A 19,032-nucleotide genomic window follows, 5' to 3' on the forward strand; every position below is an offset into this window, starting at 1 on the left:
CAAACCTAGGAGAAACTGATGTGGGCACAGAATGGATCAACTGGCAATGGACAAATCCAGAGGATTCGGACTTCAGTCATGTGATGGTCTATATTGACACTGTATTTATCACAAATTCATCGGACAGCGATTATAATGCAACTGGCCTGGCCGAAGGAACCACACATATCATAAGTACCAGAACTGTGGACACTAACGGGAACATCAATTCAACATGGCTGAACGATTCAGCAACAACTGCGATACCTGCGGATATAACTCCACCCGCATCTGTAACTAACCTCGGAGAAACTGATGTGGGCACAGAATGGATCAACTGGCAATGGACAAATCCAGAGGATCCGGACTTCAGTCACGTTATGGTCTATCTTGATGCTGTATTTATCACAAATTCATCGGACAGCGATTATAATGCAACTGGCCTGGAAGAAGGAACCACACATATCATAAGTACCAGAACAGTGGACACTAACGGGAACATCAATTCAGCATGGCTGAACGATTCAGCTATGACGGTGATACTTCCTGAGATCTCCAGCCTTTCTGGAACCAATATCACTAAAACTTCGATCACTGTGACATGGGAGGCTTCAGATGATACCACCAGAGTACAAATAAGCCGTGATGATGTGGTGCTTGGTAATGTGAGTTCATCATCATTTTACGTCGACAACAGTTTAAGCAGCGGTACGACTTATACCTATACCCTGATCCCATACAATGAGGAAGGGGTTGGAGGCAATTCAGTAAGCGTTAGTTTGACGACCGGATCCAGCCGCAGTGGTGGGGGAAGTGGTGGAAGCAGCGGAGGAGGTGGAGGAGCAGCCTCGGTCGAGGACTTCTCAAACCTTGCATTGAAAGAAATGGACAGTAAGCATCTGAGAATGAATTCCAACGTTGTCTATGAATTCACAACTGAAAACAATCCCATACGATCGATCAGCTTATATTCCCTAAAGAATTCCGGAGAAATTACTTCCACTATAGAGGTGTTAAACAACAGGTCAAAACTTGTTACTGGTGATCCAGATGGTTCCGTGTATAAATATATCAATATCTGGGTAGGTAAGGCTGGCTTTGCCACAACGAGTAATATAAAAGATGCTGTTATAAAGTTCAAGGTCAATAGTCAGTGGATCCGGCAGATGGGAATAAATCCTGAAGATATAAGGCTGTTGAGATATAATGGAGCTGTCTGGGAAGTGTTGCCCACCAATGTGGAAAGCAATGACACGGAATATGTAATGTTCGAGTCTCATACCCCGGGTTTCTCACCTTTTGCGATAACTGCTGAAAAAGCAGTTGTTACACCCACTGCTGATATAACACCCATTCAAACAGAACAGAAAGCCGAAAATACCGATAAGGGTACACCATTTGACAATATAGGGGATGTTGGCCTGGAGAAAAGACAAACCGAAAAATCCAGGATATGGACATTCATCATTGTCTTTGTATTAATAGGAGTACTTGCAGTAGGATATGAATATTTAAAAAAACAGGATAATTGAATATGTTAAACTTGTTCTGCATAAGGTGAGTAGGGCTGGATTTCCTCATGAGCAGATATTACCTGCAATGCACGGGGCCCGGATATTTTCTGTAGAGTTCTATAGGTTCGGCCGAATTCCTGAGAAAATAATTGGACCAATCCTCTGCAGAGGACAGCCGACCCAATTCATCCTTTTGACGTTATTTTTAGAATGGATAAGTTGCCAGGACTGGCAACCCCATCCGATGGGACTAATTCCCCATCTTTTAACAGAAGTACTGTTTCCTGGTTGATCCTGAGTTCCCTGAGCACATCTTCGTATTTAGCCCCGCTAAGAAAGACCATGGTTTTTGGCGGTTCTTCTGACGGTTCCACGGATATACGAAGAGACACTGTAGAAGAGATGTGCTCACTCCTCGAAGTCTTCACCGCCTGGAAATTCCACTGGCTCTTCTTTGAGCCCGGAGAGGTTATCTTGTATAAGCTTAGATTCCAATTCCTCATTTTTCTTTTCGCCCTTTCTTTCGTTATTTCTCTTTAGGAATTTTGACATACAATGCCACCTCAAATTACATCTGCTACTATCACTATTAACCTTTTCGCAAAGCATGCCCTACGATGCACTGCACAAAGCATAGCAAGATTAAGAGATAAAGGAAAGAGATAAAACAGTAAAATATAATAACTACATAAACATACGCCAGAAAGCACATATTTAAAGGAATTATGATTGCAAGCAGCAGCTAATATCTACTATAAAAATCTTTGTAGGGAAAATATGACTGAGATCACAGGTAAAAATGCGGCAACAGAGCTGTTTGATTTGATCGATGGCCATTCTGTATTGTTCGCATATGGCGAGCAGGCCAGGATGCCCGAACTTGCATACTGCATCATGTCTTCCCTGTTAGAGGATACTGGTGTGCCAATGTCCATGATCTTCTTTACAGAACAAACCAATGGGTCATGGGAAGAATTCAGGTCCGATCATAGTTTGTATCCCATACTGGCCTCCACATATGACAGCTCATTAAAATTCTCTGCAGGTGGCGTCACTTGCACGGATATGACAGAACTGCTGATGAACATCGAATCAAAAATAAAAGCAAGGCAGTTACTCTTTCTTGAAGACCTGGGATTTCTTAGGTGGCGCCATAATAAGGTCCCTTTCATGCGTTTTCTTGACTTGTTATCCTCCCGCGTAATGGATAAAAAAGGAACAATGATCTGTACCGTTACTCTAAATATGTTCGACACCGAGACACAGAAGCTTCTTTTTACTATATTCGACACTGTTCTTTATGTAACGGAAGATGCTATTCAGCTGGGATCGAAAAAGAGCAAGGATGACATACAATATACTTTCAAAAATGGAAGACTTATGTTAAAGCCTGCTGTGAGCACCGATCTAAAAAAGGTAAAAGAGATCTTCAGTCTCAGTGTAGAAGAGAGAAAAGAACTGGACAAGATCGTCCATGAGCACATTGAAGAATATCGAAGATCATAGGATCATGACATCAGCAACCTCGTTGCAATTGTGCGCAACTGCTGGCAATAATCACAATCCTTTTCCTCTACGATCACTAGTTTCCTTGACCAGGTGCGTGCCACCGTATCATCGAAGGTGAGTGAACCGAGAAGTGAAGTCCCCAGTTTTTTGCTGAACTCTGCAACTATACCATTGATCTCCTCTGATTTATCTTTGGGAGTCCTGTTGAAAAGAAGGTTGGCTCTGGTACCGAGTTTTGAAGACATGTTGGACAGGATATAGGTCCCCCTTATATCCTGCACATCTATAGTAGAAACAATGGTGGCCCTGTCAGCTATATTCATGGTGAGCAGACTGGATTTGTTAATACCGGGACTGCAATCGAATAGAATATGGTCCACCTGTAACTGCTTATTCAGAAACTTAATGACCTCAAGCATTTTATCCTTTGCCTCGCCGGGGGAACTGAACATAGAAGAAATGTCCTCTTCGCAGGCTTTGGATGGGATAATATACAGATCCATATCCCTATATGGCTTGTATACAATCTCACTGATCTTGCATTCACCCCGCAAGAAATCTACTAATGTCGCTGAGAAATGAATATCAAAAAGAGAATGCAGACCTGGACCGTTCACATCTGTATCAATGATGCATATCTTCTGCCCTTGTTGGGCAAGGTAGACACCCAGATTACTCACAAAGGTTGTTTTCCCTGTACCGCCTTTATACGAATGGAAGCTTAGTAGCATTTTTTCACCCCAACAGCTGGTCTAGCTTGCTCTCGATTTCTTCTACAGCTGATACACATTCATGCCTCTCGGCATCCAATCTCTTTTTCAAAGAGTAGAAGATCTTCTTACCTTTCCTGTCCCTCTTTAACCATCCTGATCTGTAGAGCTCATTAAGGTACTTGTTCTCAATAGACCTGTGACGGCCAGTTATCTCACTTACGTCATCCGCAGTACATGAAACCAGGCTCGATACAGCAAAAAGTGACTTGCGGATAGAATCAGGAACCGTGAGGAACATAGCCATTTTATCATCTACCGGTGGAGAGGATCGCATTTCGACTTCTGAAACTCTTGATTCCAGCTGCCTTAAGCGATCATCAAGATCGTTCAGCAAAGCAATAACATTAATATCAAATTCTGGTACAGGCATGATGATCAACATTTGAGGGATTAGAACATATTCTGCATTGTTAATGTGATATACAATTATGTAAATATACACTGCTTGTGCAACAGCTGCACCAAAGCACATAAACATTTATTTCGATAAATATATAACTATCTAAACACCACAGATATTGTAATAAGGTAACCACATGCTATCTCCTACATACATACCCGATCTAGATGCTATACTTCAAGGTGGTCTTATGCAGCCATCAAGTATGTTGATAGCAGGGCCTGCGGGCAGCGGGCGTACCATTATCTGCTTACAGTCGCTTTTCACAGCTGCAAAAGCCGGTGAAAAATGTATTTACATCACCGTATTGTCCGAACCTGCGGATAAATTGTTGCACATTGCACATAACTACTCATTCTTTGATGATGAAGTATTGAAATGCGGTAACCTTAAGCTCCTTGAACTGGATAAAGAAATACTTACAAAGGGAGACTATGCAACACTCAAGTATTTCCATGCCCTCGCCCAGGATAATCCCGACAGGGTGGTCATTGACCCGGTGACAGTGATATTAGGCATATCGCCGTCCTTTGAAGATGACAGGGAATTGCTTCCTTTAGAAAAAAGAGCTTTCTTTGTGAATTTGCTCCGAGGTTTTGCAGCTTCAAATACGCTACTTGTGATGACAGGGGATCTAACAGGAGATGAGATCAGTACCAGTATCTTGAGCCATCTTTCTGATGTAGTGATAGAGTTAGGAGGTCCGGATCCAAAAAGTGATGATATACAGCGATACATCAGGATAATAAAATCAAGAGGGAGAGATTTTGTTGCCGGAAAACATGATCTAAAGCTGTCAGCACATGGATCTTCCATCATATCTCGCGACCTGCCCTGATCGGAAATATAGGAGAGATATCCGTATATCCAGTTTCAGACATCTTTGAGCTCATGATGGGTATGCTTTCGAATAATGTTCATAAGCCTCATGCGTGCTATACCGATCTCCTGATTGTCAACTGAAGTTGACAAAGTTTCCAACAGTTTTTCCACCAGTAAGACATAATCCCTCTCTGTACCAGCATCTCGGAGGTTCTGAATAGCACCCTCTGAAAGATCATTGCTCCATTGTCCATCAGAATAGTACATCTTTTCCTCAAGTTCAAGTTTTCTGCGTGCTACTTCATTATTGACACGTACAAAGATGAGTTCAACAGTATGAGGATCGCCCACAAATTCATTCATGAATTGCATAATATCCATTATCACAGCAAAATAAGGGATCTCAGGATTTTCACTATTCTTGAATGCCTGAGCTACTTCCTGTCGCAATTTCTTTCTAGTGCTCTGAAGCAAATGATCCGTGATGTTATCTATAGTATTGGTGCAATCTGCAACAGAAATGGATTGTTCCGTATATTGCTCTTTTTGCGGAGTCACATGATACTTATTGTATAATTTAAGCAGTTTTCTGCGCAGTTTCTGAGAATCTATGTTTGCCACACTGTCCTCCATTAAATATCTTAACTATCGTAGGATCGCGATCAATAACAGACCATATTTCAAGCGTTACATCGAATGCCTCTACGTAACTCAATAAGCAGGCGGGTCATTTCCTTTTCCATAACACCGGATAGCATACCATTACACTCCGCAAACAATATCTCAAACCTTCCAACATCATTACAAGATATTACTTTACCCATGCTATGACGGAATTTCAACGATTCATAAAGATCGATCAGTTCAGGATATACTATCCTTGGATATTTTGCCGCTATTTCATGCCATAAAGCAACCGCTTTGGGATATGCCAGCATCAGATGCCCTTCATACTTTTGTTTATAGTTACCAATAGGATCTGTAACCTCAGTGAAACCAAGCTTTTTCCTGAAGAAACGTGCAGCTTCAGGATTGTCCGGAATTGTGAGAACATTACCCTTAAGATAGTATACGGCAGTTGAAAATAAGACCCTGCCAATTCCACAGTTACGGAAAGAAGAATGAACTTCCATACTACGCAATAGGAATAAAGAGGGATTGACAACATTCATCTTACCCTTTATTTCTTTTTCAGTATGTTCCTCTAGTTTTTCAAATCTGGAAAAACCTATGAGTTTGTCATTCCCGGATATGGACACGAATAGGAAATGACCCGACTCAATGGATTTCTTGAGCAGGAATGTATAAGGCATTCCAAATTTCTGATGAAAATAGATAAAGCCCTCTCGTTCACCAGCACCTACGTCGATAATAAGATCATCAACTGCCTCGGGTGATACGAGAAGAGCATAAGATATATCCCCTGCCTGGTGAATTGTCTCCATTTCCTGCATTTACCTTATCTCCATCAGATATGTTGTACCTGGAGCTACTCATTACCCCTGGTTCACACTGTAGTAAAGGTACCTTCCTTTTCTCTGCGAAGTGATCGAACCCAAGGATAAAGCCTCATCCAATACCTGCATCAATTCTTCCTCACCCAGTTTCACTTCAGAGGAAAACAGTGCCTTATGAAGTTGCTTCAATGTCGAAGGACCAACATCACCCAGAGTGCTTACAACAACTCCTGTGAACTCATGAAAGTCATCAAGGTCAATGCACAGATCGCTTTCAAGACAACTTTTCTCATCTTCATGGATGACAACATCCTCAATGTCACCCAGATCTATGTACATCACATCTTCCTGCATATCCGAACGCAGCTTCTGCAGTTGCTCTTGCAATGAAGCAACTTCTCTGGAAACACCTTCAATACCACGAACATCCGAGAAAACCGAATCTACGCGCGAATACAGCTCTGTGACCATCAATGATGTTTGCTCTCTCAGATCATTCAAAGATGCAGCAAGAGCCGCAAGTTCAGGCTGCGATGGTACAGCCTGGGAAATTTCAGAGGAGATGGATAGAATTTCCTGCGCCTTCAACTCGTTATCCGAACCTGACTCAATTAATTCTAGCTGTGAGCGTATAGTTTCCAAGTTGCTATTAAGCTTCTTGAAAAGACGCGTATGCAGGTTCACAGCATGAGAAAGGTTTGATATCTGACCCTTGATATTGATAATATCCTCTGATTTGGTTTTGATCTCCTCTAACTGCTGGTTCTGTAACTGAGCCACAAAACCCATGTTCTCAGAAACATTGTTCAACTCCTTCAAATATTTGTTCACAAGAGATTCCAGATCCTTGAGACGGTGATTGTGCTCAGCGATCTTCTCAACGGCATATTCCCTGCTGCCTGTTTCCACAAATGACCTGAAATCCTGGGATTCATAATTTGGCGCATGTTCTGCCATTCGTTTAAATATTTCTATATAGGTGCCATGGATCTGTTTTGTCGAAACCAATCGGGACTGTATGGCCTCTGAAAGCTCTTTTACAACAAAAGAACCTTCTTCGAACCGGAAGAAATCTACACCTGCACTGAACCCGCGAACGTTGTCCCTGATCGAAGTAATGATCGCTTCTGCTTCACTGTCACCATAGATATTCAATATTGCTCCGTAGAGATCATTCAACGTTTTTGAATAAGTGATCTGGAGCACATCCGGAGGAACTTTGGCAGCGTTAAGGGATTGACCACTGAGAACATCTTCTTCCCTTGCTACTCTGCTTAGTTTCTTATGGAATGAATCAAATTCTTTTCTTAACTTGGATAGTTCTCTGTTCGAAGCCAGAGAAGAGATCTCATCTTTCAGCGCAGTCAAAGAGCCGGAATTCTGCGAAAGACCCTCATCTATTCTTAGCTGTATGTCGGAGAACCGGTCTTCAAAATAAGCAAGTTTTTGCTGAATAAGCTGAAAAGCTGCATCATCATAAATGACCTGGGATTTTTCCTCTGGTGTTTTTTCATCAACCTTTCCAGGTAAACTGTCGCTACCATTTGACCCCGATACATCTGCCTTAAATTCAGGCTGGTCAGCTGTGTCATTACTATCGTATGGCTCTATGCAACCATTTGAACCATCTTTTGGCTTGTCTTTTAAATTAGTAATCTTTACCATACAGCCACATCCGTTTTTATACAAAAGACTCAAGCTTACGCTTGATGTCAGGTATCCACTCGGCCATACAAACATCAGCAATGTAATCGCCATGTAGTGGACGTATTTGATCATTGATCACCATTTCCAGTAGCAATGGCCAAAGTTTCTCCGTCATCCATTTTGGAGAAGAAGCTATTTCGTTAAAAGCCATAGCAAGCACCTGATCAACCTCTCCGCGTCCCATAACACCCGTTATCTTCTCTTTGATGTCACTAAGTATCTCCATATTCTTTTTATATTCAGAAGACTGCGTGTACATTTCATTGAACACACATTTCGCAAGTTCCCGTAGCTCTCTGGAAACATCTGCCGGGTATTTGGAAAGCTGCGCCACAGTCATTGGCCTTTGCTCGAAAAGATGCTGCATGACATCCCTTGTGATCTCTATTTTTCTCATGTTCTGAGAAAGGTCTACCTTCTTAGTGAACAATGAGATGAGCAATGCACCCCTGCCCACAGATGAGAAAATGACAGTACCAAACTCATATTCGATCACAGACTGCTGCAAACCCATTGAAAGCTGCTGGCTAATATGCAATAAGTTGCTGGTAATAAGATTTGTCAGTTCGAATATCTTAGGACCAATACTTTCCGGAATGTATGAGGCATATATCTTCCCATCGACTCCTGCAAACAGCAATATATCCACATCACTTGTTTCATAAGTCCTCTTCAACTGGGCTACCAGTGCGAACTTTAGCAGAGATACGTCCTCAAGATCCTCTTTTGTTTTTTTCACTGCCATCTGGACCACATCAAGTATGCTTATTTCACAAGCTCTTCGAGTTCTTTAAGCTCCTCGATATCAATAAGACCTTCAGACTGCGGTTTTACAACATTTGCCATCTGTTGAGAGCCCACCAGAGTCTTTTCAACATCAGCAAGGAAAGCAGACTGCTCACCCGCATGCTCGGCTATATGCTGAGCCTCTTGCTTACGTCTTTCAACATCCTCTTTTCGAATGGAACCAGTAAGCCCCTGGGATTCAAAGAATATCTGAAGAGTTTCCTTGGGCGAGAAGGAATAAGCCCAGTTATTCTTCACATATGCTATACGCTCCAGCAAGGTTTCAGAAGCACCGAGGTCGGCTGCAGTCCTGATGGCCTTGTCGAACATATCATCATATTTATTTGCATCCTCGGCTGAAATAAGGGGGGTGGTCCTGACAACAACACCTATGCCACGGACAAATATATAGGGATAGACCTCTTCACCATGCCTTGTGGCACGCATCTTTATGATCTCAAGAGCCCGGTTAAAAGCGCCCCCTATAGGCCTGTAGGAAAGGTGAACAGCACCATCCGACATATAGATAGGAATAAGCACATCCTCACCTACTGTTTCTCCTGGAGCTGCATGTTCTTCTGTCGTGATCAGCACAGGGCCAAGCTGCTTCAAAGTATAGAATAATTTGGTGATCACATCCCTTTGTTCCTGCTTATCCTGAATGGCCCAGATAAGCGGAGTCAGGGGATCAATTACCACCCGCGTCTTTACAGCATAATCCTTATTTGCTTCTACAAGTGCTGGTAACTGTTCTTCTACCAGTTTGACAAAATCCTTCCCTTTGGAGTGGAAGAAGAAAAGTTCTTTGTTGTAGTACTTGTCTAAATTGAAACCCAGCATGCGGGCTTCCCTGAGAATCTGCTCAGGTGGTTCTTCCATGCTCACATAAAGTGCATTTTCACCATGCTCAAGTCCATAAGCAAGATATTGCATGGCAAAAGTGGATTTTCCGGTACCACTTGAACCCACGACGAGCAATGTGGTCTTATCACGCACACCACCTTCGATGACCCTGTCTAATCCTGATATACCTGTGGGGATCCTCATCTCGTCGCTCATAACAACCCCTCCAGCTCATGATCATTTTCCATATCAGAACTGTGATTGATCTGACCGTTCTCCACAGAGAGGATAAGCGATTCGTTTACCTCGAAAGGGTAACCTAGTTCAATATAAATAACTTCAACCGAAGGTCCGCATATCAGCATGAGATCTGTTACTTTGACCCAACCGGAATCTACCTTGCGCACAACATCTTTGAGAACAACATCATTTGAGTTTAGATCTACCATCAGGCATTCTCCTCTGTAATGAGAACTGCCGGTAATGACACGTACCATCTCTCCGGAAAATCTGGAGATAAGATCACATTTAGCATTTTGGGACTCGCAAACCATGTTAAAGCCTCAGTTTTGTTTTTTCATCTTCGCTATGAGCTCAGCAAAGCTTCCTGCATTCTTTGCTTCATCTTTGATCTTCGATGCCTGTTCCTGAACCGATGGTGCAGGAGGAACAGATGATGACGGAGAGACTGACGGCGTAGAAGGGGCCGAAGGCACCTGGGGAGCAGGGACCTGCACGGACTGCACTTTTGCAGCCATTTCACCAAAAGCAGAGCCAAAGGTACCATGTTTGGAAACAATTGATCTGAGTTCCTCGGCTGTTTTCCATGGAGGATCAAATATTTTTTCTTTTACCGCCATACTGCCTGCAAATTGCATGTAAGCTTGACCGATGTCAGAAAGTTTACCTTGATCAAGAAGTTTATAGATCGTAAGTGCCTCCACCCTGCTAACGAGTTCAGGCTGCTCCATAACCGGAGGTCTTTTTCCAGAGAGGATCAATTTGTCATTGTCATCAAGGAGTACCTGATAAGCAGAGATCGGCTGTAACGATACTTTGAACTTACAAACTGCTCCGCTGTCCTTTACACATTCTGTTTCCTCGACCATGCATTCCAGCTCTAGTTCCTCTTTGAAGAATCTATGCAAGGCATCTGTAGTAGCTACGCATACCTTCTGGTTATGAAGAGCAGGATAGATATTACAAACAGGACATCCTGGGACTGCGAACACATAATGCATGGGTGCGTATCCTACAAGTTGCATGTCTCCCAAACCTACATCCTTGAATAGGCGCATCATAAAACCATACAAAGGGGTGGACCTGATAGACTCAATGGTATGTGCACGCAGAAAAATACGAGTATCTTTCCAAGGTACTTTTGAATTTGGGAATCTGGTGCTGATCGTTTCCTGTATCTTTAACATGGTACCAAATGCACCCAGCGACTGGGCAAAACTGCCGCCTGAAGCCATGGGCGGAGGACCACCGGCCTGTGAGGTCATAAAAGGAGGCAAACCTGGGGGCATATCACTCATATTAGAACCCTCCTGGCAAAGAATAAGATATGACACATGAGCATTACATCATCTCCTTTATCTTCGCCATACCCTCTTGTGTCAGTTTTCCCATTGTATCACAAAGTCCCTGATCTCTGAGATTCTTGAAACTGCCAGCAAGAGTTTCAGCGTCCGTCCCTATCAGGAAGGAAAGTTTCAGCATATCATTGATCCCTGTGTATAGCATGTAAAGCAGTTTCTTGTCAATGTCAGAAAGGGACTGAGACCTCGGAGGAGTACCACACATTGGCTGCAGATAAGCTTTCAAAGTGTTAACTACCGCTTCATTACCTCCCAACAATGCCACTGAAGACGCATATGAATCAGTGCTTACACTGGAAGCCTGCATATAGTCGATGATCAACACATAAGTTGTGCCTATGGCACGCTGTGCTTTCATACGTATGGTATTCGGAACCTCCCTACCCACCATAGTTATGTTCTTGAGTGGAATAGTGAACCATCCGGTACCTTCCGAGAACCAGAGATTAAGGTTAGTGAGATAAAGTACCCCTTTTTCCCAGTTATCAGAGTAGAGGGAAGTTCCCATAATAACAGCTTTGAAGATGTAATTAAGATCTACTTTTGCAATACCTTGCTCCTGCGCCATGATTTCCCTACATTTATTTAACTTTAAATTATAATTAAGTAATATATAGTATTGCACCAATAAAATGGTTTCTATTAGTTTGACGGAAAAATGCAGCTAAGAAAAAGCGTGAAGGGACTAATGTAAAAACAGAGGTGAAAAGATCATGAGTTTTTAAGGAAATATCTTTCTTTTCCACATGCAGTACATACAAAAAGAAAACCAGGAGAATTGCCTGACACTGCATACTTATGAGTCAGGTATTCACCACAACTGCATGGGCTCATCATTTTATGTTCCTTCAAAAATTCCCTACTTTTAAAAGCAGTTGTATCTGAGCCACCCTGAACCGGGATAGAAGCTGGACTGGGAGATTGTACATAATGACCCTCTACTTCTGTCTTAGGTTCAGCTTTTGATATGCTATCCTGGATAGCATCCCTGATAAGCGTAGTTTCCTTTGCAGACACGACTCCAGCATCCTGAATAGAAACTGAACTAAATGCCGGGCGGAACATGTCCTTAATAGAAATGTCTTTCTGGCATTCTAAAATCCCTCCTTTGCTCATTTTGAGTTCATTGGGAACATTATGGAATTCATAACCTTCAGAAAGGAAAAGATAACCAGGATAGCTACTCAGATCGACCGGACAATTTTTACCAGGCTCCTGGAAACCCAAAGACAGGAAAAAAGCCTTTGCTATAGAGTTGACCGGCTTGGTCAGCATGTGACCAGGACAGGCCTTGAAGCTTAGCAGGAATAATGCTTTGCCAATACCTTTGCGTGCAATGAAAGGAGATACTTCTATGGCCCGCAGCACATAGACAGAACGTCCATCCTTAGCATTCTGCTTCCATCTTTCTGTCATTACCCAACCATTGATAGTGACATCATCAATGCCAACTATAAGGGTTACAGATTGTCTTTTGAGCCAGCTGCGAAAGTTTCCTGCGTAGTCGCTCATACCCAGATGTTTATTGAAATATTCAAATCTGCCTATCTTCAGCTTATCCAGCTCATATGGGTATTCCAGTTTAGAGATCCTCAGTCCACCATCATAGCACGCAAGTTCTATCATATAAGCCCCAAATTGAATCTGTTAAATTATCCAGTAGGATGACATCAAATTTTTAAGTTCATTTAGTTTGTTCTCAAATATGCGTCTACAGGAACTCTGGCGGGAAGCAAGTAAGTTAATCTGATCAACCTCATCTTTAGTATACCTGTTACCTGCCAAAGCCTGTAATACTACGTCTGCCAGCAGGCCAAGATCATCATGATAACCTCCCTCAAGCAATGCAATGGTATGCCATCTGTTACAGATGCGCGAAACTATGTCATAGTAGCCATCAACTGTGAGGTTTAGTTTAGCAAGCTTTTCTTTGTAGTAAGAATCAAAACCACACTCCATGATCACTATATCCGGACCGAATTGCTCCAGCACTTTAAGGCCGACTTCCTCAAAGAAGATAGAGTACTCGGGATTTCCGGCTTCTTGTGGCATTTCCATGTTCAATGTATACCCCACAGCTGGCATAAAGCCCATTTCCCGGATAAAACCCTTGAATGGATAAAAATCCGATGGGTCCTGGTGCACTGAAATACATAGGACGGATGCATCTGCATTAAATATATCCTGAGTACCATCCGAAGCGTGAGCGTCTATATTGACAATAGCAATCTTTGAACAGGAATATATCTGCTGCAGGTACCTTGCAAGGATAGCAGCATTATTGAACACACAGAAACCACTGTGCCTATCGGCATGAGCATGATGTCCCGGCGGTCTTATCAAAGCAAAAGCATTGTCACATTGTCCTGTTGCAACAGCTTTACCGGCTTCCAGTACAGATCCCACCGCCTGCAACAATACCTCGAACGATCCCTCACACAGGTATGTATCATTACCAAGCCATCCACCACCGCTTAAGGAACGGGATCGTACAAATGAAAAATAATCTTCCGTATGCACACGCAGGATGTCCAGAGCAGAAGCACTGGCAGGGCTTAGAACTTTGCAGTTATTATTTTCAAGTACCTGGTTGTCCCTGAAATGCTGCATAATCCTCTGTAACCTTGCAGGGCTTTCCGGACTTGGAAAACCCTTCAGCATGTAATCATGAAGCTCGTGATTAGAATTGTATACTACACCTGTGCTGCTCATTCTACCTCTTTACCGGCCCTGGATCCCCAACATTTCCTTAATATACCCGATCTTTTTTTCTGTCTCTTTCATGACAGATCTCTGCTGATTTCGTTCATATTCCGTAGTTTTGACCGTATCAGCCACTGGATCAGGTAAACCGAGCAGCGAATTGATGACCACATGTGCAAGATGCCCATTGAACTTGTGATAGCCGCCTTCCATTACCAGCACGAAGTTCCCATTCATTACAGACATGATCTTCTTTGCCATCAGATGATAACCAGCAGAAGTAAGGTTCAGCTTCATGTGCTGTTCCTTGTAATAAGCATCAAATCCACAGCTGCATATTACAAAATCCGGCGAGAAACTGTGCAAAATAGGAATCACAAATTCATCAAAAGCAAAGGCATATTCTTCATCTCCTGCCCCTACAGGCATTTCCACATTGGCAGTGTAACCTTTACCTGGTCCTTCTCCTATCTGGGAACTGAAACCTCTGCGAGGATAGAAATCATGCGGGTCACGATGCAAGGATACAACCATAACGGTTGGGTCATTGTAGAATATCTCCATAGTACCATCCCCGGCATGTGCATCCCAGTCAATGATCATTACTTTTGAAATACCTTTTTTCTTCTGCAGATAACGTGCGAGGACTGCCACGTTATTAAAAATACAAAATCCTCTGTACTTATCCACACCTGCATGGTGACCCGGGGGCCTTACAATGGCCATTGCTGCGGAGTATTTGCCTGACACTACAAGTTCTCCGGCCTGTATGGCCGAGCCCGCAGCAAGTCCTGCGACTTCGAATGTACTGGATGTCATGTAAGTACTGTCGCCCAGGAAACCTCCACCTGAGGCAGAATATGATCTGACGAACTTGACATACTCTTGAGAATGGACTTGCAGCAGGTCTTTCTCAGAAGCAAAATATTTGTCTTTGATAAGATCGCACCTTTCACCAAAAACACCGCAGCGTTCCAGATATACCATAGCCCTTGTCAGACGTTCGGGACGTTCCAGTATCTCAATATTCGTATTTTTAGGCGAGTGTGCATTATGAGCCTCAGAGTAGAGTACGGCCACTTTTACGGGCATACCTGTATCGCCCTTTGGAGTCTTGTGTACGTGTACATCAAAGGAAGATGGTTGTGTATTTGTACCCGGCTGGTGCTGAGACAGATCTTTTTTAACCCCTGCGAGATGTGAATGCTCACTCTTATGAGCCTCCTTCTTCTTCATTTCGGATTCAATGGAATCAAGCACATCAATAATGCTAACAGTGTCCTCAGTTTTCACAGGCTTTTTACCCATATTCCTGATACTTTCCTTTACATCCTTATCTAAGATCTGCGTTTGTTTCCCCGGATCCGGAACTGACGCTTCTTTTTGTTTTCTATTAGGGATAAGAGCAGCAAGTTCTTTTTTCTCAGGCAGAGTAGATGCAGTTATAGCATCTTTCTTTTCCAATACTGTATTTAGTTTTTGAGTAATTACTGATTGCACAACTGGTGCATGGACAATTGAATTTGTAATTGTATCTGCATGAGGCAAAGGACGTGAAGCTGTTGGCAAAACATCCGGCTCCTTCGGAGGCTTAGGTTCTTCGAGCTTTAATTCATAGGACTCGTACGATACTTCCGCAAAACTAGTGGAAGCCAATTCGTTCAGTTTATGTTGCCATTCCTGCCCCGGATCTTGTTGTTCAGATACAACCGGTGATCGTTGCTCCTGCCTAATGGTCGTGACAACATTTATCTCAGATGACCTGATAGCTTTATTGATATCAACAGCAGATACGGAGTTTTCAGTTATCTCTTTCCCGGGAGAAGCAATTGCTTCTTCCACAACAGATCTCAAAGAGATAGCATCTGTATCATTGCCTGCTATATTCTCATCAAAACGCAGGGAAATCAGCTTGTTAAGTTTTGACATGGCATCCTTAGAATCTGGCTTTTTTTCCAGACCGTGCATTCCATCTTCCTGACTCATGATGCCTCCATGTAGCAACATTTATTGAACTGGAACCCACACTGTGTCCAAGGTTCCGGCATATTTGGCTCCCAGATACTCAAATACAATAGTAGGTTCTTCCACCCCAAGCCATCCCTGCGCCTTGGCCACAAAGGTCCAGCTTTGTTTTGCTGCCTGGCCCGCAGGTATCGTGCCAAAGAAAAGAGAGATGTCTTTGATATCCACAGTATTTGGAAACTTGGCTTTAACAGCAAAGTTCTCGTAGGGCTGCTGAGAGAAATTCTTCACCCATACATCAATAATCCCCTTCCCACCTACCGCAACTTGTTGCGAGGGAACCATCCTTATGAACTGGGCAAGGGATTCCTTAGCCATTGGAGTAGCATTGCTTATATCTACTGTCTTGCCATTTTTCTTGCGTTTTTGCTTTTCCTTACGATCGAGATATATACCAGATCCGAAGAGCATTACAGAAAATATAGTTAGAGGCACAGAGTTCTCTGTGATAGAATCTACAGGTGTCTCCTGAACCTCTATAGTAACCAGATCATCTTCGGAGAGTTCAAGGGGAGCAGTGAAAGTAACCCGAGTTATGATCCAGCCGAGTTCACTGTTTTGTAACTTGAAGTAAATGGGGAGAAGTTTTCTTTCAATTTCATTATCATCGTCATCGAGCTTTGCCACAGTGCATTGTGCCGTAACAACAGCAACCACATCCGTATGCTCTTCTGATGAGATCACCACATTTTTAAGACTGCCTGCTGAAAAATCCTTATTTTTGAAAGATAACTCTATGCTGGCAGGGGCAAGGAAATCCTTACCTTCATACATATTGTATGCCACATTACAATTATCAGTATTTACTGCCTCCAAGAATTGCTTTACAGTTTCATTTACGGCCTCTGAAGGCTCCTGGCTTGAACAGCCGCTTACGTATGTGGAAAGAAACAAAATGAACAATACGAGGAATAAGTTAAGGTGTCTCATTGAACTCTTATTATAATAAGAGTTGTATAATATTTAACGCTTTCTTCGTATATAGAGTGCAAACAAGATCAACAGTAACTCTACTCCTATGAGAAAGGGCAGAATGTAATTATGTTCATATATTTTCCGTTCCCGGAACTCTAAATTCGCAGCATACTCAAATGTGGACTTGTTACCTGCCATGAAGCTGCGTATACCACTCTTACCTTCCAGTATAACGGGGTCTGTTTTCAATGTGGTGACATTGTCCAGACCGGCATTTGAGATTAGAACAGTACCTGTGGGAAGTTGTATGCGCATCCTCTCGATAAGAGGGTGGCCCATGACCCATAAAGAATGATTACCATTTTCTCCCAGTTCAGGAGTAAGACCGTAATTGATAGTAGTATTTACATAAAGAGGTGCTTGTGTGATATTGCCTGTAGCGTTATAAAGGTCCAGAGAAATAGAATCAAGGTACAAAGTAACATTCCCTTCATCCACTTTAACATATTCCATGAACTGAGGAGTTCTTGATGCGAGATAGGACTCTTTAAAAGATGAAATCTCAAGTTCCGTTACCCTGGAATCGTTATCAGCATCTAAAGATGCTCTAAATTCACTGGCGTCAGTTAAATTGTAGGTCTCAAATATAGTTAATCTGAGACTGTCCTTTTCCAGTTGTACATCATTCTCATAGACGGCTTCTGCCATTGCCTGAGAAACTAAAAGAAACAATACCATAAAGAGAATAGATCCTTTTAGGATATGAACACCTCCTGATAAAAAAAGGTGATATCACTTTATTACCTATTTAGTATACTGCGATACCACCTTTTTGATTAGATTCAATGAGAGTATATTTTTATAGACACGTATAGATATTAATACTTTACCATTAAATGCGCTTTTGAGAGGAAGATTATTGAAATTTACACGTAATATGAATGCTGCCTATCCAGACAGTACATATTTAGCACGATCTTCAGCTGCTGCACGATATCACAGCAGTGTCTGGCCAGTATTCCGAATTTTTCCTTGAGGATCCTGCAAAGTTCACTCGTGAATATACCATCGTAGATGTGATTGCTCAATACCTTGAAGGCATCACAGCAAGATCCTCAGCTGTACAGTTGTCTAATGTCCCGATATCCGTAATCTCTATGAAAGAATTACTCGCCCTGATGGTTTCACGCTCGTGGATCCGTAGATTGTGGTATACTACTTCCCCGCAGGTAAGGCAAACTGTTCGAATATACATCCTATCACTGATTAAAACATTTTACATGTTTACATGATATGAACAGACTTAGAATTTTTTATATTCAAGGCTCTGCATAATAACCTAGCATTATTAACTTCAGCAGGCATTCCCACCCTGCCTCAGTCCAAAGAAACCTTTTGGGGACAATGTCCAATATTCAGTCAACATCAGTGCAAAAGAACATTTGGATGGCAGAAAATGATAGGGGGAAGAATGGCAGGATTAACAAACCTGCCATTGGAAGGTACCTGATTGTGGTTAGGAGAATATAGAATATCTCCCAATCTGCAACCATAAATAGTTCGTAAGTATAAGAACATTTTGCTGCTAATGCAGTCGTGTATGATGCCACTCAGACCCAGGTCACTTTCACCCGCTTGGCTCAGGTAGTATTGCCTGTCCTGTATGACAATTAATCGGTAAGAAATGAGTCATGTTAAGTAACCCCACTCAGCACCAGCCCACTCCTATGAAATATCCAGCACCTACAACACTTACACATGACTCATCAAACCCATTTTCTTTAGGGTTTAAATCCTTTCCTTCCACAGAGGAGAGAGGAAAACAGTCTTACAAGCTTACAGCATTCAGAAGTGTAGCACTAAAATACCATATAAAGCCTGTGTCATTTCCTCCCCACACAATATGTAAATGTCTTGCAGGTTTATAACCTAAATCGAGTGTAATTTACTGCCGAATCAAAAATTCTAACGCTATTGGAATTTCAAAAGGAATTGTCC

Annotated in this window: 20 protein-coding genes; 3 read left to right on the forward strand and 17 right to left on the reverse strand. The window is 42.4% G+C overall.

Features of this window, described 5'->3' with window-relative positions:
* Positions 1–1,511, forward strand: a 1,511-nt coding sequence (locus ACCM36_RS02150; RefSeq protein WP_370572067.1) for a PGF-pre-PGF domain-containing protein, incomplete at its 5' end; no start/stop codon positions are given.
* A 167-nt stretch (positions 1,512–1,678) separates the two neighbouring features.
* Here ACCM36_RS02150 and ACCM36_RS02155 read toward each other — a convergent pair.
* Together ACCM36_RS02155 and ACCM36_RS02160 are read right to left on the reverse strand one after the other, a co-directional pair.
* A complete protein-coding gene (locus tag ACCM36_RS02155) occupies positions 1,679–1,867 on the reverse strand; it encodes a hypothetical protein (RefSeq protein ID WP_370572068.1) in 189 nt (62 codons plus the stop codon).
* A gap of 34 nt (positions 1,868–1,901) precedes the next feature.
* Complete coding sequence (locus tag ACCM36_RS02160; protein WP_370572069.1) at positions 1,902–2,045, reverse strand: hypothetical protein; 144 nt, start codon at positions 2,043–2,045, stop codon at positions 1,902–1,904.
* A 225-nt stretch (positions 2,046–2,270) separates the two neighbouring features.
* Here ACCM36_RS02160 and ACCM36_RS02165 point away from each other — a divergent pair, with 225 nt between their 5' ends.
* The gene (locus ACCM36_RS02165; protein ID WP_370572070.1) at positions 2,271–2,999 is read left to right on the forward strand and encodes a hypothetical protein; all 729 of its coding nucleotides are present in this window, start codon (positions 2,271–2,273) and stop codon (positions 2,997–2,999) included.
* Between the two features lie 2 nt (positions 3,000–3,001).
* Here ACCM36_RS02165 and ACCM36_RS02170 read toward each other — a convergent pair whose 3' ends face one another.
* Positions 3,002–3,733 (reverse strand): MinD/ParA family protein, encoded by a 732-nt coding sequence (locus ACCM36_RS02170; RefSeq protein WP_370572072.1) that lies wholly within the window; start codon positions 3,731–3,733, stop codon positions 3,002–3,004.
* Positions 3,734–3,737: 4 nt separating this feature from the next.
* Positions 3,738–4,145 carry a hypothetical protein gene (locus ACCM36_RS02175; protein ID WP_370572073.1) on the reverse strand — a complete coding sequence of 136 codons (408 nt, stop codon included), beginning with the start codon at positions 4,143–4,145 and terminating at the stop codon, positions 3,738–3,740.
* Positions 4,146–4,311: 166 nt separating this feature from the next.
* Here ACCM36_RS02175 and ACCM36_RS02180 point away from each other — a divergent pair, with 166 nt between their 5' ends.
* Complete coding sequence (locus ACCM36_RS02180; RefSeq protein WP_370572074.1) at positions 4,312–5,013, forward strand: RAD55 family ATPase; 702 nt, start codon at positions 4,312–4,314, stop codon at positions 5,011–5,013.
* A 35-nt stretch (positions 5,014–5,048) separates the two neighbouring features.
* Here ACCM36_RS02180 and ACCM36_RS02185 read toward each other — a convergent pair whose 3' ends face one another.
* The 13 genes from ACCM36_RS02185 to ACCM36_RS02245 all read right to left on the reverse strand — a co-directional run bounded on the left by ACCM36_RS02185 (position 5,049) and on the right by ACCM36_RS02245 (position 17,772).
* Positions 5,049–5,618, reverse strand: a complete 570-nt coding sequence (locus ACCM36_RS02185) for a hypothetical protein (RefSeq protein ID WP_370572075.1) — start codon at positions 5,616–5,618, stop codon at positions 5,049–5,051.
* A 59-nt stretch (positions 5,619–5,677) separates the two neighbouring features.
* Positions 5,678–6,451 (reverse strand): GNAT family N-acetyltransferase, encoded by a 774-nt coding sequence (locus ACCM36_RS02190; RefSeq protein ID WP_370572076.1) that lies wholly within the window; start codon positions 6,449–6,451, stop codon positions 5,678–5,680.
* A 42-nt stretch (positions 6,452–6,493) separates the two neighbouring features.
* Positions 6,494–8,119 (reverse strand): hypothetical protein, encoded by a 1,626-nt coding sequence (locus ACCM36_RS02195; RefSeq protein ID WP_370572077.1) that lies wholly within the window; start codon positions 8,117–8,119, stop codon positions 6,494–6,496.
* Positions 8,120–8,135: 16 nt separating this feature from the next.
* Positions 8,136–8,906 carry a hypothetical protein gene (locus ACCM36_RS02200; protein WP_370572078.1) on the reverse strand — a complete coding sequence of 257 codons (771 nt, stop codon included), beginning with the start codon at positions 8,904–8,906 and terminating at the stop codon, positions 8,136–8,138.
* A gap of 20 nt (positions 8,907–8,926) precedes the next feature.
* Positions 8,927–10,006: an RAD55 family ATPase gene (locus ACCM36_RS02205; protein WP_370572079.1), complete on the reverse strand. Its 1,080-nt coding sequence runs from the start codon at positions 10,004–10,006 to the stop codon at positions 8,927–8,929.
* Complete coding sequence (locus ACCM36_RS02210; RefSeq protein ID WP_370572080.1) at positions 10,003–10,344, reverse strand: hypothetical protein; 342 nt, start codon at positions 10,342–10,344, stop codon at positions 10,003–10,005. Before ACCM36_RS02210 ends, ACCM36_RS02205 begins: the two co-directional genes overlap by 4 nt.
* A gap of 9 nt (positions 10,345–10,353) precedes the next feature.
* The gene (locus tag ACCM36_RS02215) at positions 10,354–11,328 is read right to left on the reverse strand and encodes a hypothetical protein (protein ID WP_370572081.1); all 975 of its coding nucleotides are present in this window, start codon (positions 11,326–11,328) and stop codon (positions 10,354–10,356) included.
* 43 nt (positions 11,329–11,371) lie between these two features.
* The gene (locus ACCM36_RS02220; RefSeq protein WP_370572082.1) at positions 11,372–11,959 is read right to left on the reverse strand and encodes a hypothetical protein; all 588 of its coding nucleotides are present in this window, start codon (positions 11,957–11,959) and stop codon (positions 11,372–11,374) included.
* Between the two features lie 143 nt (positions 11,960–12,102).
* Positions 12,103–13,017 carry a hypothetical protein gene (locus ACCM36_RS02225; RefSeq protein WP_370572083.1) on the reverse strand — a complete coding sequence of 305 codons (915 nt, stop codon included), beginning with the start codon at positions 13,015–13,017 and terminating at the stop codon, positions 12,103–12,105.
* A 21-nt stretch (positions 13,018–13,038) separates the two neighbouring features.
* On the reverse strand, positions 13,039–14,103 hold the full coding sequence (locus ACCM36_RS02230) for a histone deacetylase family protein (protein ID WP_370572084.1): 1,065 nt from the start codon (positions 14,101–14,103) through the stop codon (positions 13,039–13,041).
* 9 nt (positions 14,104–14,112) lie between these two features.
* The gene (locus ACCM36_RS02235) at positions 14,113–16,080 is read right to left on the reverse strand and encodes a histone deacetylase (protein WP_370572085.1); all 1,968 of its coding nucleotides are present in this window, start codon (positions 16,078–16,080) and stop codon (positions 14,113–14,115) included.
* 21 nt (positions 16,081–16,101) lie between these two features.
* Positions 16,102–17,049 carry a hypothetical protein gene (locus ACCM36_RS02240; RefSeq protein WP_370572086.1) on the reverse strand — a complete coding sequence of 316 codons (948 nt, stop codon included), beginning with the start codon at positions 17,047–17,049 and terminating at the stop codon, positions 16,102–16,104.
* 33 nt (positions 17,050–17,082) lie between these two features.
* Complete coding sequence (locus ACCM36_RS02245) at positions 17,083–17,772, reverse strand: hypothetical protein (protein ID WP_370572087.1); 690 nt, start codon at positions 17,770–17,772, stop codon at positions 17,083–17,085.
* Positions 17,773–19,032 lie beyond the last annotated feature (1,260 nt).

Source organism: Methanomethylovorans sp., assembly GCF_041305605.1.
Lineage (GTDB): Archaea > Halobacteriota > Methanosarcinia > Methanosarcinales > Methanosarcinaceae > Methanomethylovorans.

What these genes read in the sequence shown, in the direction of transcription:
- ACCM36_RS02160 (WP_370572069.1), bottom strand. Translation starts at nt 2,045, where the DNA reads ATGTCAAAATTCCTAAAGAGAAATAACGAAAGAAAGGGCGAAAAGAAA.
- ACCM36_RS02165 (WP_370572070.1), top strand. Translation starts at nt 2,271, where the DNA reads ATGACTGAGATCACAGGTAAAAATGCGGCAACAGAGCTGTTTGATTTG.
- ACCM36_RS02170 (WP_370572072.1), bottom strand. Translation starts at nt 3,733, where the DNA reads ATGCTACTAAGCTTCCATTCGTATAAAGGCGGTACAGGGAAAACAACC.
- ACCM36_RS02175 (WP_370572073.1), bottom strand. Translation starts at nt 4,145, where the DNA reads ATGCCTGTACCAGAATTTGATATTAATGTTATTGCTTTGCTGAACGAT.
- ACCM36_RS02180 (WP_370572074.1), top strand. Translation starts at nt 4,312, where the DNA reads ATGCTATCTCCTACATACATACCCGATCTAGATGCTATACTTCAAGGT.
- ACCM36_RS02190 (WP_370572076.1), bottom strand. Translation starts at nt 6,451, where the DNA reads ATGCAGGAAATGGAGACAATTCACCAGGCAGGGGATATATCTTATGCT.
- ACCM36_RS02195 (WP_370572077.1), bottom strand. Translation starts at nt 8,119, where the DNA reads ATGGTAAAGATTACTAATTTAAAAGACAAGCCAAAAGATGGTTCAAAT.
- ACCM36_RS02200 (WP_370572078.1), bottom strand. Translation starts at nt 8,906, where the DNA reads ATGGCAGTGAAAAAAACAAAAGAGGATCTTGAGGACGTATCTCTGCTA.
- ACCM36_RS02205 (WP_370572079.1), bottom strand. Translation starts at nt 10,006, where the DNA reads ATGAGCGACGAGATGAGGATCCCCACAGGTATATCAGGATTAGACAGG.
- ACCM36_RS02210 (WP_370572080.1), bottom strand. Translation starts at nt 10,344, where the DNA reads ATGGTTTGCGAGTCCCAAAATGCTAAATGTGATCTTATCTCCAGATTT.
- ACCM36_RS02215 (WP_370572081.1), bottom strand. Translation starts at nt 11,328, where the DNA reads ATGAGTGATATGCCCCCAGGTTTGCCTCCTTTTATGACCTCACAGGCC.
- ACCM36_RS02220 (WP_370572082.1), bottom strand. Translation starts at nt 11,959, where the DNA reads ATGGCGCAGGAGCAAGGTATTGCAAAAGTAGATCTTAATTACATCTTC.
- ACCM36_RS02225 (WP_370572083.1), bottom strand. Translation starts at nt 13,017, where the DNA reads ATGATAGAACTTGCGTGCTATGATGGTGGACTGAGGATCTCTAAACTG.
- ACCM36_RS02230 (WP_370572084.1), bottom strand. Translation starts at nt 14,103, where the DNA reads ATGAGCAGCACAGGTGTAGTATACAATTCTAATCACGAGCTTCATGAT.
- ACCM36_RS02235 (WP_370572085.1), bottom strand. Translation starts at nt 16,080, where the DNA reads ATGAGTCAGGAAGATGGAATGCACGGTCTGGAAAAAAAGCCAGATTCT.
- ACCM36_RS02240 (WP_370572086.1), bottom strand. Translation starts at nt 17,049, where the DNA reads ATGAGACACCTTAACTTATTCCTCGTATTGTTCATTTTGTTTCTTTCC.
- ACCM36_RS02245 (WP_370572087.1), bottom strand. Translation starts at nt 17,772, where the DNA reads ATGGTATTGTTTCTTTTAGTTTCTCAGGCAATGGCAGAAGCCGTCTAT.